A 13,514-nucleotide genomic window follows, 5' to 3' on the forward strand; every position below is an offset into this window, starting at 1 on the left:
CAAGTCAAATTATTTAATAGGATTTTCAGGAAGCGCTTCTAATACAATTTTACCTATAGAATCAATATCAAGGGCTAAATCTTTAATTAATTCAGTACCTTTTTCAGTAAAGTATTGTTCACAATTTAATAGTGATTTACTAAGATATGAGGCTGCTTCCAAACCGGATATTATGGAACCTTCAAATGCAACTCGTTCAAATACTTTTAATTTAGTGTCATTTATTTGATTCAATCGATATCTTATCATTTGACTATATACAACAGTGGCATGAAAAGTCCTATCCAATTCCCAATATTGATTACGTTTTACTTGATTATATCTCCAGGGAATCTCTATTTTTGGTGAATCTTGGCTATTATAATTATCTACGAAAATATCAAACATAAGAAGGTTCATATTTACAGCCTGATGAACTGCCTCATGATAAAGGTTCTCAGCTAGGAAACGATAAGATGATTCTTTACTTACACTATTTGGGGGGATGTGATGCTGAGCCTTGTCCGAAACAAATATACACAAAGGTAATATTGGAAAAGAGGAAGAGGTAATTTGACTGTCTTTTCCTTTAAATTCATCTTTTAATCTAACCCAAGCAATTGTACGTGCAAATTTTGAGAAAAGTTCATAACCTACAGGATAATTTTCAGATAAATGATTAAGTGCTAGAGACAATTCATTTTCTTGTTCTTCAGTTGGAGAAATAAGCTCGTGAGATTTTATAGGCAAGTTATCCCACACCTCATCAGGAAGTTGAGTTAACATGAGATATTTGTCGTATTTATTTTTTATCATATTACCTTTGACTTGACCAAGAAATTGATCGTTAATATTCTTCATATCTATTAAGTTACCAAATAATACAAATGGAGTTAAAAAATCACCATATTCTTTTTTACTTAACACATCCTGATATTGATTTACATCAAAAAATGAACCTTCAGGGATAATCGATTCGACAAGACCTGGTAAAATCATTATATGAATCTCCTTTTAACTGGATTTTGATTTTAAAAGTTTTAATACGGGTAAAAGTGGGTCAATATGAGTTAGAAATAAATCATATTGACCCACTAATATTATTTGTTTGGTGCATCATCTGGAACCATGTGATCAAGTCTTTGTGTCAATTTTTTTACCTTACGTTGGATTGATGTCAATTTCATTTACCCCCTTCCCATGGTTGAAAAGATATGCATTCCACCGCTAAGTAATTAAATTTTGGTCTATTAATCATTAGTATTACTGCTTGAATGGTAAAGTAAACTTACTTACGAGGAGTTGCACAACACCATTTATATTCAGAATATAAATGAATTATACCGATTTATTAAATACTTTTGTCTGCGAGAACAATTAGAAGACCTCTACCTTAAAGAATTAATTTGATTAGTAGAGGTAACCTGGATTTCAAATTTCCCTAACCTATACATTTTTCAGGACGACATCCATGGGTTGTATGTCTTGTATCCTACAAAGTTGTACAGTGTGGTCTTTCATTTGACTGGTTTAGCTGGGAACGAGACACTCCATGAATGGATGCCGTATTGAAGCGGACTTAACTTTTTGGTGTCTAAGATATTGACGTATATCCACTTTTATACTTCTTGACTAAATAAATTATTTTGAACATGTATATTTGACAAACTTTTAAGACAACATGAAATTACATTAGAAGAAGGAAAAACACATAGTTGAGTCAATTTCATAATTCTATTCCCTTGCATACCAAGGCTTTCAAGACATAAAAATAGAGCACCTCCCCAAATCCTGTATAATGTAAGTTACCGCACCAACACAACAGACAGGAGAGATGCCCTTATGTCCATTGTACGACAACAAAGTCTATTTGACATCCATGAATTATACGAAAAGGAGCCTAGCTGTGTAATGCCATTTTTCAACGTTAAACCTAGAATCTATCTGGGTTTTATTCAAGAAACAGACAAATGCAGGCGCCCCAAAAGAATTAAATTATGGCGCTATAGTCTACTCGCTCGTGTGGGGGAGCGAATTGGGATGATCAAATATCTTGTAAAACGTCTGATGAATGATCCCTTTTTTCGTTTGAACTGCGGGTTTCTACATTCAGATACTTTGCCATCTGAATCCTCTTATTTGCGAATGATTACCCTCATTAGTGAATCGGATGCGATGACATGCATTCATGACGAGCCCATTTTACTTGCAATGGAAGAAGAACATATTATAGAAGAAAACATTGCCATCGGTGCGACTCATTTCGAAGAGCGAGATCGTGCAACAGACCCGAAAGGAAAGCCAACGCCTAAAAAGCGGGTGCGAAAACCAAAAGCGCAACGTGAACAATGGTTAAAAGATAAACAAGCCGAAGAGGAAGCACGTTCAAATTATGAAAAGGAAATTGTCCATCAACTGTCTGAGTCTGCAGAAACACTGTACAAAGAAGCCCCAATCGACCCTAAATGGGCATCAAGAAAAACAGTGGGGAAAAAAACATGTTTTGGTTTGGTTATAAAGCCCATTTAGCTGTCAGTACGAATAGCCAATTTATCTTGGCGGGATTTATGACGTCTGGTAATTTAAACGACGGAAAGGCTGCCATTCTATTACTCGAGAAAATCGAGCGAGATGTACCAGTCCAGTTTAACGCTGGTCTTTTAGATGCCGGCTATGATTATGAGCCAAACTATCAACAATTGAACAAGCAAAACCTACAAGTTGTAATCCCATATAATCGCAGGAACGAAGGAGAACTCTTCGGTTACGATGAGCATTTCACACCGATATGTGTCCTAAAACATGCTTATCGATACGATAGCTTCAATCCAAAATACAAACACTCAAATAATACATGACCGAAAGATTGTGCAACCTGTCCCTTACATCACGATTCACTTTGTCGAAAAACTTATAAAATCAGGCAGTCTAAGGACATCCGGAAATACAACTTCCCAGCCAGAGGTTCAAGAAAAGGGAAGAACTATACAAAGAACGTACTGCTGTCGAACTTGTGAATACACACTTAAAAGAGTTCTTTGGACTCAACAATGTTCGTCGTCGAACCGGAAAGAAAGCAAAGTTGCACTACCAATTGGTGACGTCAATTCATAATGCTTCCAATTTAACCAAGGAAGGAAGCAACAATCGTTACAAGCAGCCTAAATAAATGGAAATTCCATACTAAAAAAATATAAATCATCTAGGGGCAACTCTAAACATTTTTAAAAACGGTAATTATGAAATTGATTCAGTTGAATAGAATTTCCTATCTAGGGGGGAATCTTGTGGATTTAACTAATCTGAAGGAAGAACTTTCTTTGATAAAGGATGATATTTTTTTTGACCCATCCCAATATCTTCGCGAGAAAACTTCTAATCCTTCTAAGATTAAACAAGTTATTATTAAAGCTGAAAAACTACTAGAACTAATAAATGAAGACAAATTAAATCGTAAAGAGGAAAAATATTTTCTTTATGGAACATTAGGGAATCTTTATAGGATTTATGATAAACCCAAAATTGCAATAAGATACTTAGAATTAAGCCTTCGGTATTCAATTGATGAAAAAAACTGCAACAGAGAAATCATATCGCTAATTCGACTTGGAGAGGCTTTAAAATATGACAATAAACTTGATAAATCATTAGAAATATTTGATGAGGCACTGATTAAAAGTACTATAAGTGCATCTAATTCATATAAAGATTTTGCTCTACAACACAAAGGAAAATGTCTTTTAGAATTAAAAAGAGTAGAAGAAGCAATAAAATGCTTTCAAGAAGCGGTAATGCTTAGAATAGAAAAAAATAATCAATCATTAATTGTTTCAACTTTGCATGCTTTAGATTTTGCTCGAACTATTAAGCATTAAACAATTATTTTGAGAAGGGCGTAGATCTCGTATAAAAAGCGAAGTAACGTAACTACAAGAGGGGAGTGAGAAGAACAAAAGTGATGTCTAAATTTAGTTCGTTGTTATACAAAAAAATGCGAAAGGTATTAGTTCAAGATATCTAACACAATGTAGATTGTATATAAATACAATAATAAGATTTTAAAATATGTACATGCTTTTTTGTAGCTGTACAGTTGATTTTAATTTCATGGAACTATAATAGGGAAGTAAAAGAAGAAACAGTCTTTGAGATAAAAATAAGCAATTAGTTAAATTAATCTTATTAAGTTTATTGCCAAGGATTACGCTAATCTTTAGTCTAATTACTCAGTAAATTTGCTGTAGAATTAGACATTTTTTTTGTGTTTGTTTAGTAAAAGTGTATGGATGTTCTTGTCTCAAAATCAATTTCCAACAAAATTTATAACATAAAAAAGTGTTGTATGGATGTTTTTGTACAAAGTGTATGGAAGTTCTTGACCATATACATTTCCTTGCTTCTTTTAAGCGGTTAATCGCTGCTTGTAAATCTCCTGTATATTCTAAATTTCTTGCACCAGCGTATTTAATGAAATAACGCTCATCATTTTCTATTATTCCAAAACTAATATTTCCTGAATCTTGCTGATCAAAGATAGCAAATACTTCTACTTCGTTTAGCCAATTAAAATCGTGATACTCACTTAATTCTAATGATAATTTACTAATTCCAATGAATACTTTAACCAAATTATGCTCCTTCATTGAGCTTACGTAGTTTATAGAGGGATGATACGTTCACTCAAAATTGATATACCTCTAAAATGTTTGATAAATTTTTCATATAACATCACACCTTTCAATATACCGATCATTAGTGAAATATTTGAATACTGAATATTCTTATAGTAATTGTACAATAAATACCAAAAGCCGACACTAATAAAAAACTTTAGTATCGGCTTTCATTTTTAATTAATTCTTCGTGACACAAGGAACGATTACTTTCTTTGCCTTAAACAAATCCCATAAGGTCTTTTACATGCTTTACATTCTCTTTAGATGTCAGCATTTCCAGTAATAAAAAGGCAACATCAAAAGCCGTACCTGGGTTTGATGAAGTGATAATATGTCCATCTCGAACTATACGCTCATCTTGTATATTTACTCCGAAATTCTTTAGTTGCTCTTTTCTAATATTTGTTGGATGGTTGTAGGTAGTGGCATTTCTACCTTCAAGAATGCCACTTTTACCAAGAGCAAGTGATGCAACACAGATACTAGCGATTGGTTTTTGCTTTTCATGAAAATGCCTAATCACATTTAGAAACGGCTCACTAAATGCGTCTTCATAAAACCCTGCTTCTTCAAATCCTCCTGGAATCGCTAGCGCATCAAATTCCTCTAATTGAATGTTATCAATTGTTTTTTCAGGTTCTACAATAAAATTCCACGTGCAAGTTAATTTATTGCGAAGCCCTACTGCTACGACCTGTGTCGAACCATCACCTTCCCATTTATTCCAACCTAGCACATCTGTAAAAACACTTGCTTCTACCGCTTCAAAACCATCAGCTAATAGTAATAATATTTTTTTCATTGTCATTCATCTCCTTATGCATCATTTTATTAGAATAAAGAGATTTATAACATAAGATTAAAGAGGATATTTGTCCATTTAACTTTATATAATAAAGAATTAAGGTTAATCTATTATATAAAAAAAGGTGATAATACATATGGATCAAATCGACAAAAAAATTGTACAAGAATTGCAGTTGAATGCCAAAATTTTCATGAAGGAATTGGCAGAAGTTGTTCATTTATCTTCTCCAGCAGTGATTGAGAGAGTGCGTAAACTGGAGGAGCAAAAAGTAATTGAAGGATATCACGCTTATGTTGACCTGATAAAAATGGATCGTCCGATTTGTGCCATTATTTTATTTGAATCCAAAGACTGTAAAGCATTAGCAAATTTTTGTAATAGCCACTCAGATGTATTGGAATGTTATCGAGTAGCAGGAGAAATAAGCTATATCGTAAAAATAGCAACATACTCCGTTGAGAGTTTAGAAAAATTTATTGATGCATCGATGACCTATGGCACCCCTTCTACCAATATCGTGTTATCCTCACACACCAAAAAAGTTATCGAACCGTTTTCGGTAGAAGATTAACAAAAAATATATAAATTTAATAAGAATGTTAGGTACCAGGTTCTCACTGAATATGAGTTAGAACCTGGTACCCAAAATTCATAAAAGAACGCACTAGATATAGCATGATTTTAAACAGATGACTCATCCTATAGAAAAGGAGATGAGATCAATTATAAGAAAAACATTTCTTGCACTTGGAATTTTAATAACAGTTCATTCAGCGGCGACACATACCCCAACTAATACTCATACCCACCAAGAAATACCCGTCTATGCAAAGTGGGGAAAACTCGCAATAAAAGAGACACAATCAAAATATCCCAATGCAAATATTATTGACTACCTACATGAAGGAAGAGAATCTAAAGAGGATTCAACAATTGAAAAGTTTAAGCTTTGGTTAAAAGATGGTAATAACGAATTCGGCGTTTTAGTAAGAATTAAGTACACTACTAAAACTGAAAAATTGGTTAGTATTGAATTTCAAGAAGTTTCTAGATAAACCATCACGGTCGAGGTTAATGAAGGGTACCAGGTTCTCATTGAATACAGAATTGTGTCGAAACCTGGCACCCTTGGGCATTGAAAGCTAGCCAGATGATCAAATTAGATTTCTCGGAGACGATTGAGAAAAGCTAGCGCCATTTCTCTTGAGGCTTCAACGATTTCTTCGTCCGTACATTGGGTTCCGCCAGCAGCCATCACTGCCGAGTTGATACTAAGGAATGCCATTCTCACCAACAACTGCCGTGTGGGATTAGCGCCCTTACCTGCAACAAGTTCCGCCACTGTTCTAAGACTTTCACCGATATCACCACCAGAATTGGTGCTCATGTTCCGCATAACTGCAGGATTTGCATTTACGAAGCGGATGCCTCGGAGCTTGTCTACAGTTGTAGAGTCCACCCAGCGTAGCACCGCACACTCCATTAGATCAGGACCTGGCTCTTGGTTACGAACCCAGGCTAGAAGTTCTGCTACCTCGTTACTTCGGGAAGAGACGATGGACTTGACGATATCATCTTTACTTTTAAAGTGGTAGTATAGCGCAGCCTTACTAATCCCGAGTTGCTCGGCGATTTCGCGAAGCGATGTCGCCTCAAATCCTTTAGTAATAAAAAGCTCAAGTGCAACACGTTGCGCCTTCGCCTTAGTTTCACTACCTTTCCTTTTTACTTGCTATCGCTTTTGGGGTTGCCACGCTATTTTTTGATGGTACCGGGCTCGTTCTCGGATTCCGATGGGCTGGAGTATTTTCCTTGATCATCCTCATGTTAATCACACTCATCGGTACTGTCCCAATTAATAAAGGCATACTAGATTGGCGATTTGATGCACCACCAAACAATTGGAAATTGCTAATTAGACGTTGGGAACGATTAGATGTGTTTCGTTCATCCGCAGCAATCTTGGCATTTGCATTCTTCTTGGTAGCAATGGTACTGCATTTGACCGGAAATTGATATGCTGTAAAGCACTCTTCCCTGAACGGGAAACCATACTCATTTGTTCAGTCAATCCACTTAGTTTTTTTAAATGAACAACATCAAGAAAGAAGACCATTCCTAAATGGAATGATCCTTTCATTATTATTCGTATTTTCCTCATTGAATTCAGAATTGCATTATAATCCGGCACCTAAAAATAAGTGCCCCTGCATTTTGCACTCTATATCGCAGGATCAATCATTTATTAGAATGACACTTTTGCAGTGTCCTCCCCAACAACGATTATTCTTCACTTCTTAATCTATTCTCCATCACTTTTGCCATTTGTTGAGAATTTATATCTTCTTCCTCACGCAATTCTTCTATGATGTTAAGATAATCCTTATCATTACGATTTTGACTCAATTTATAAGCAGCTTGAATTTCTTTCACTTTAATTTTAAATCCAACAATACCTTTTAGTTCTTTTTCTAAAACTTGAGGAGAAAGTTTTTCCCATAAAACTGGATTATCACGATGTTTTTCATATTTTAATAGCATTGTTGTTAGTTCTTGTTTTAACTCTTCTTCATTCAAAATGCTAGCTACTCCATATATATGAACCGCTTGATAATTCCATGTTGGAACATTTTCATGCTCATACCAAGAAGAAGAGATGTAAGCATGCGGTCCCTGGAACATAACGAGTACGTCCTCACTAGTTTCAAACGTTCTCCATTGAGGGTTTCCATAAGCCATATGTCCAGATATATAGTAATCATCACCTATTTTATTTAATCCCAAAGGTAAATGAGTCGCGATAGGTTTACCTTGTTTCGTTGTAACAATCGTTCCAAATGAATTCTCTTGCACAAAATTCCTAATTTCATCAAAATCCGTTACTTTGTAATATTTAGGTATAAACATGATTGACTCCTCCTTGATTTATCTATTGTAATATTTTCCATCATCTGAACTAATATTATAATATAAACTGACATTCGGGAAGATACAGTTTTAAATAAGTAAGGATGTTAAAGGACATCATAAATGAAACAAACAAATCTACGATCGTAATAACTAGCATTTTATATTCTTTAATTTTAAAGTTGGTACTGAAATTCGAAAAAACTATTTGACATAGGCCGCTTGTTTTCAAAAAAGGAACCTTTCTCTTTACTATTCATTCAGCTATTTATAGGTATTGTTAAATAATCTATAAATAAACAATACAACCTTTTCGTTCTAATTCACTTAACCAATTTGGTATGTTTAATTGATGATTCCATCGAAGGTCTAGACGTTCTAAACCTTCCATTTCTAACAATGACTTTGGTAATTCAACTAGATAATTACTTCTTAGATCTATTTCTAATAAATTCTTCAATTGTGCAAACTCTTCAGGTAAAGTGGTTAATTGATTATGTCTCAAATTTAACCGTCTCAATTTTTTACATTTATGTAACGAGCGAGGTATATCTTTTAATTGATTGTCTTCTATATCTAAAACGCGTAATAGTAACAAATCCCCTAAATTCTCCGGAAGGTTTGTGATTTGATTTTTTTTCAAATGTAATTCTTTCAAGTTTGTTATCTTGCCAATACTGTCAGGTATCTTTTTTAATTGATTATTCATTACACGTAGTTCTATAAGATTATTCAAAGTCCCAATTTCATCTGGTAGTTCATTCAATTTATTATCACTCAGATTTAAATATTTCACTTTGATAAGCTTAGAGATTTCGGATGGAATTGTTCTCAACTTATTATTATGAAGATACAAGTAATCCTCCATATTAGTAAGAGATCCTATTTCAGGAGGTATAACATCAATTTCATTATGTCCTGCATCCAACATTCTAAGTTCTTTTAAATTCTTTATATCAGAGGGCATTTTACTAATTTTATTAACTGATATATTCAAAATTTCCAATCCGCTCATTGTATAGATTTCCTCAGGTATAGTTATTAAGTGGTTATCAAAAAGATTTAAATTTGTTATCTTTTTTATTGGTACATCTAATTTAGGTAAACTATCTAATTTCATATGAGGGAAATTTAGTTCCATTTGTCCACCTCCTCTTTTGTAAGTTTCAAAAAAACGCAAAATAATTCAGTGCTCTTTATAAACCATACCACAAGACTTATCTCCCCTTTGTAATATCAAAATTTATTTCTACAGTGTTGGTTACCGGGTTCTCATTGAATTCTGAATTGCGTTAGAATCTGGTACCCGAAATTATGTTCCCAAAAGAAGAACGAAATAAATTACCCCTAAATTGGAAGTGCAATTGAAGTAATTATATACATTGTCATTTCGCCTTTAGAAAGTTTTCTTTTCCACTTTGTTAGTTTAAGTTGCCTACAATAAATGGCGCTAGAAATGAATATTAATAAAAAAGTTAAATCATGTTTTCTATAAAGGTAATCAAATAATTAGCTCCTTTAAGGGTTTACAATAAATGTTAGGTACCAGGTCCTCATTGAATTCTAAATAGGGATAGATTCCTTAATGATTCTAAAGGTATATACCGAAAAGCATATAATTGATAAAATAGACTATAAGTAATTAAACATATTGAACGAATATATATTATTTTTAATAGAGCAAAAGAAATGATGATAAATTCAATGTAAAGGAGTTGGTTCATATGGCTTTTAATATTTATTACTACGAAAGTAGCGTAGATTGTAAGTTTTGCAAAAAACACTTTACGACATATAAAGTACGTCCAAATCGCTTTAAAGTAATCGAGGAACAAACAGACTTCATGCCAATCTATGAAGGATTGAATCCCTTGTTATATGAAGTAGCCGTCTGCCCTCATTGTGGATATGCCTATCACAAGTCCATGACTAGAACGTATGGACCATTCATGCTATTAATTGATGAATTGTACATTAAAGAACTACAAAAACCGATAAACATTTGTAAAGAACGTACAATAGACGATGCGATTGCAAGTTATAAGTTATCTTACCTCGTCTCAAGAGCATCTATGGAAGAGCCACTGCTAATGGGAAATTTCGCGTTAAAAATAGCGTGGCTCTATCGATTAAAAAATGAAGTTGAATCTGAAATGCACTATCTGTATTCCGCTAGAGACTTTTACAGTAAGTCTTTTGCATCAAATCAAGAGGGCGAGGAACGGATTCAATATTTATATGCAGAACTAAGCCTTCGAATCGGTGATATTGCAGAAGCAAAAAAAGGTTTCTCTCGATTGATCTCTAATCGTAATGTTTCCAACAAATATCGAAAATTGACAAGTAAACGTTGGGAAAACTATAAATATGACGAACATACTATTAATAAGAATGAAAGCTCAGGAGAAATTATCAATTAAAAAAAGCGAGGCGAGAAGCTTGGTTCAGCTGTTCGGGAAAAAAATAGATGCACGAGAAGAAGATATTTTTTCGGAATTACTTCATTTTTTACTAAGAAAAAATAACCGTACCTTAACAAATGATGAAGTCGTAGAATTAACAGGTGTTTCATCCGACTTGCTCTATAAATGGGTAAAAGCAGGGAAATTACAAAGTACAACTTTCCCAAACTTAGGTGCACCATGTGAACGATGCAGAAAAATTACACAAGCAAAAATATGCGTCGGGTGCTCATCAACCATAGTCAACACCTTAAAACAAGAGGAAAAGGATCAAGTATGGTTCAATCAAATTCAACGCAAAAATTCAAGAGTAGGCTCATACCACTATAAATGAATCAATAGAATAACCTCTTGTTTGAAATAAAGTTGATTAAATATACTCTGTAAATATTGATTTAAATAGGTTTATAAAAGGAACTCCTTTTGGATAAAGATTGACCAAAAATGAGTTCCTTTAGTCGTTGCATAGATATGATATCTCTAGAAAAGTTTGCTTATTTCTGACTCCGCATCCAAACCGAAAATATATCTATATTGGTATTTTTCATATACCCTCATCCTTCTTGATAATACATAGAATACAAATCATTTAATGTTACTTTCCCAAAACTAAACGCCGTTAGATGGTTTTCTTTAAGAAATTCTAAAATACTTCCTAATTTCCCTGAGTCATATCCACGGACATCTATTAGAGTAACGCCATTTGGCAATGATCGTACGTTTGTTTCTGGAAACTCAATTGAAAACTTTTCTATTATCTTATCTGTCATTTCTGTTACACGAACGGTTGTGATTTCTCTTTCTTCAAATCCTGGGGAAATGTCATTAATAAGTAGTAACTCTCCATTTTTGATAAAGAAAATGTAATCCGCATACTTTTCTAGGTTTTCTAATAAGTGAGAAGCTACAATAATCGTTTTTCCTTCCGACTTCTTTTGAACTAGTATTTGCGAAATTAGCTCGACATGAGTTGGATCTAATCCATTCATCACTTCGTCCATTAACATAACTTGAGTATCCGATACAATTTGCATCGCAAAACAAAGCCTTTGCCGCATACCTAAGGAATAAGTCCCTGTGTGCTTATTTATATAGGACGCCATTCCAAGCTCCTTTATTGTACTATCAATCAATTTTGGATTACTTTTCCACATGGACGAATAAATTTTTAAATGCTCTTTTCCCGAAATTTGATTGTATAAGTCACTTTGATCGGGCATCATAGATACCAGTTGATGGATTTTCACTTCATTCTTTTTATTTGTATATTCTAACGCATCATTTAAAATGACTTTCCCGCTATTTGGATTGATATAATTCATGATGACATTCATAAGCGTTGACTTCCCCGTCCCATTAGGAGCCACCAAACCAATAATTTCTCCTCGATTGAACAACACTGAAACATCTTTTAAAATGTCTCTACCCGAAAACTGGACACCAATACTTTTTAATTCAATCATATCTTCCCTCCATCCCTAGGAAACTAAAATACCTTAAACTTTCTTCGATTACTGATTAAGAAAGTGCAGAACAGAAAAATACATGTACATAATCCGATTACGGACAGTCCAGCTCCAAATGTGAGTGCTTCGGAACCATAAAGAAAGTTCCGATACCCAGAAATAATCTGTCCTACCTGAACATAACTCGTTGGATACCAATGAACATCCCTAAAAACACCAATTCCTCTTACATAGTAAAAAAATTCAGCAATAACAAACACGCAACCAATTACTAAATTTGAAAACTCGTTTTTTAACGTCACACTTACAAGTAGTAGCAATGAAATGATGAATAAAGACCAGAAAACAATGAATAACATGTTTTCTATTAAATATTGTCCCATCGTTATATTTGAAAATATTTTTTCACCAGAATTATACATCGGAACAGGTAATTCAAAATCACCAAACCCATTTCGAGCCCCAATTATCAATAAACCTACGGAAAGTGGGATAATTGCTAGGATGCTTCCCAGTAAGGAAACTCCTCCTTTAACCATCAACTTTCTCCAATCTGAAAGTGGCAAACCTTGCAATAATGTTGGATTCCGTCTATCCTTCAACACGATATCCACTGTAAGGAGTATACAGCTAACAATGAAAATTAGAGGCAGGTACGCGTGTAACAAACGTTGCAATGTTTGTAATGCAGTCCTTTCCTCAAAAACATTGACAGTTAAATGAGATTTCTCTTCTGTATACCCTTTGTAACGACTTGCAGAATATAAATACGCATAGTGCCCGTCCATTCTTGCATAACTATTTCCATACGTGTAATACCCTGGATTGTAGAATAGGATATCACCTCCCCAGTTAAAAATTACGTTATCAGAGTACTCATACCACTTAAATGTAGCCTCTGCGTACTTTTTAAGATTGTGCTGTTTGATAGCTTCTAATCTTTCTTTATCATATTCATTCCATTCCGGGAATATCGCAACAGCAAATCTCGTTAAATAGTGTGTCCCATCATCAATCACAACATTATTTAGAAATTCTTCTCTAGTTAAATACCGTGCTTCCATTTCACTTACATCTGCTTTTTCAATAGGGTTATAGGCTGGAGCCAGTTTTAGTGCATAATAACACGAGAAGAAAAGTAGAATGACATAAATAGCAATATTCTTCTTATTGCTCATAAATTGAAAGAATTCAAACTTAAAATACGCCCTCATTA

At 33.9% G+C, this 13,514-nt stretch carries 14 protein-coding genes and 1 pseudogene; 7 read left to right on the forward strand and 8 right to left on the reverse strand.

Going from position 1 to position 13,514, the window contains the following annotated elements:
- Positions 1-9: 9 nt before the first annotated feature.
- A complete protein-coding gene (locus ACEPXG_RS17890) occupies positions 10-978 on the reverse strand; it encodes a hypothetical protein (protein WP_391205461.1) in 969 nt (322 codons plus the stop codon).
- Between the two features lie 843 nt (positions 979-1,821).
- Between ACEPXG_RS17890 and ACEPXG_RS17895 the strand changes: the two are divergent.
- Positions 1,822-3,148, forward strand: a pseudogene (locus ACEPXG_RS17895) (transposase).
- A gap of 118 nt (positions 3,149-3,266) precedes the next feature.
- Entirely contained in the window at positions 3,267-3,854 is a 588-nt protein-coding gene (locus ACEPXG_RS17900) for a hypothetical protein (protein ID WP_391205464.1), read from the forward strand.
- 351 nt (positions 3,855-4,205) lie between these two features.
- On the opposite strand, the gene ACEPXG_RS17905 is transcribed toward ACEPXG_RS17900, so the two are convergent.
- A complete protein-coding gene (locus ACEPXG_RS17905) occupies positions 4,206-4,607 on the reverse strand; it encodes a hypothetical protein (protein ID WP_391205467.1) in 402 nt (133 codons plus the stop codon).
- A 265-nt stretch (positions 4,608-4,872) separates the two neighbouring features.
- Positions 4,873-5,457, reverse strand: coding sequence for a DJ-1/PfpI family protein (locus tag ACEPXG_RS17910; RefSeq protein WP_391205470.1), 585 nt, complete (start codon positions 5,455-5,457; stop codon positions 4,873-4,875).
- A gap of 139 nt (positions 5,458-5,596) precedes the next feature.
- On the opposite strand from ACEPXG_RS17910, the gene ACEPXG_RS17915 reads away from it, so the two are divergent.
- Both ACEPXG_RS17915 and ACEPXG_RS17920 read left to right on the forward strand, forming a co-directional pair.
- Complete coding sequence (locus ACEPXG_RS17915; RefSeq protein ID WP_391205473.1) at positions 5,597-6,034, forward strand: Lrp/AsnC family transcriptional regulator; 438 nt, start codon at positions 5,597-5,599, stop codon at positions 6,032-6,034.
- A 142-nt stretch (positions 6,035-6,176) separates the two neighbouring features.
- The gene (locus ACEPXG_RS17920; RefSeq protein WP_391205476.1) at positions 6,177-6,518 is read left to right on the forward strand and encodes a DUF3889 domain-containing protein; all 342 of its coding nucleotides are present in this window, start codon (positions 6,177-6,179) and stop codon (positions 6,516-6,518) included.
- A gap of 104 nt (positions 6,519-6,622) precedes the next feature.
- On the opposite strand, the gene ACEPXG_RS17925 is transcribed toward ACEPXG_RS17920, so the two are convergent.
- Entirely contained in the window at positions 6,623-7,132 is a 510-nt protein-coding gene (locus tag ACEPXG_RS17925) for a TetR/AcrR family transcriptional regulator (protein WP_391209986.1), read from the reverse strand.
- Between the two features lie 65 nt (positions 7,133-7,197).
- Here ACEPXG_RS17925 and ACEPXG_RS17930 point away from each other — a divergent pair, with 65 nt between their 5' ends.
- The gene (locus ACEPXG_RS17930; protein WP_391209988.1) at positions 7,198-7,479 is read left to right on the forward strand and encodes an anthrone oxygenase family protein; all 282 of its coding nucleotides are present in this window, start codon (positions 7,198-7,200) and stop codon (positions 7,477-7,479) included.
- 267 nt (positions 7,480-7,746) lie between these two features.
- Here the strand turns inward: ACEPXG_RS17930 and ACEPXG_RS17935 are convergent, their stop codons facing one another.
- Both ACEPXG_RS17935 and ACEPXG_RS17940 read right to left on the reverse strand, forming a co-directional pair.
- Positions 7,747-8,370, reverse strand: coding sequence for an FMN-binding negative transcriptional regulator (locus tag ACEPXG_RS17935; RefSeq protein ID WP_391205479.1), 624 nt, complete (start codon positions 8,368-8,370; stop codon positions 7,747-7,749).
- 289 nt (positions 8,371-8,659) lie between these two features.
- Positions 8,660-9,511: a leucine-rich repeat domain-containing protein gene (locus tag ACEPXG_RS17940; RefSeq protein ID WP_391205482.1), complete on the reverse strand. Its 852-nt coding sequence runs from the start codon at positions 9,509-9,511 to the stop codon at positions 8,660-8,662.
- A 583-nt stretch (positions 9,512-10,094) separates the two neighbouring features.
- Here ACEPXG_RS17940 and ACEPXG_RS17945 point away from each other — a divergent pair.
- Positions 10,095-10,790: a DUF2225 domain-containing protein gene (locus ACEPXG_RS17945; RefSeq protein ID WP_391205485.1), complete on the forward strand. Its 696-nt coding sequence runs from the start codon at positions 10,095-10,097 to the stop codon at positions 10,788-10,790.
- A gap of 19 nt (positions 10,791-10,809) precedes the next feature.
- Entirely contained in the window at positions 10,810-11,166 is a 357-nt protein-coding gene (locus ACEPXG_RS17950; RefSeq protein ID WP_391205488.1) for a hypothetical protein, read from the forward strand.
- A 220-nt stretch (positions 11,167-11,386) separates the two neighbouring features.
- Here ACEPXG_RS17950 and ACEPXG_RS17955 read toward each other — a convergent pair whose 3' ends face one another.
- A complete protein-coding gene (locus ACEPXG_RS17955) occupies positions 11,387-12,295 on the reverse strand; it encodes an ATP-binding cassette domain-containing protein (RefSeq protein WP_391205491.1) in 909 nt (302 codons plus the stop codon).
- 23 nt (positions 12,296-12,318) lie between these two features.
- A complete protein-coding gene (locus ACEPXG_RS17960) occupies positions 12,319-13,512 on the reverse strand; it encodes an ABC transporter permease (protein WP_391205494.1) in 1,194 nt (397 codons plus the stop codon).
- Positions 13,513-13,514 lie beyond the last annotated feature (2 nt).

The organism is Psychrobacillus sp. L4, assembly GCF_042944905.1.
Lineage (GTDB): Bacteria > Bacillota > Bacilli > Bacillales_A > Planococcaceae > Psychrobacillus.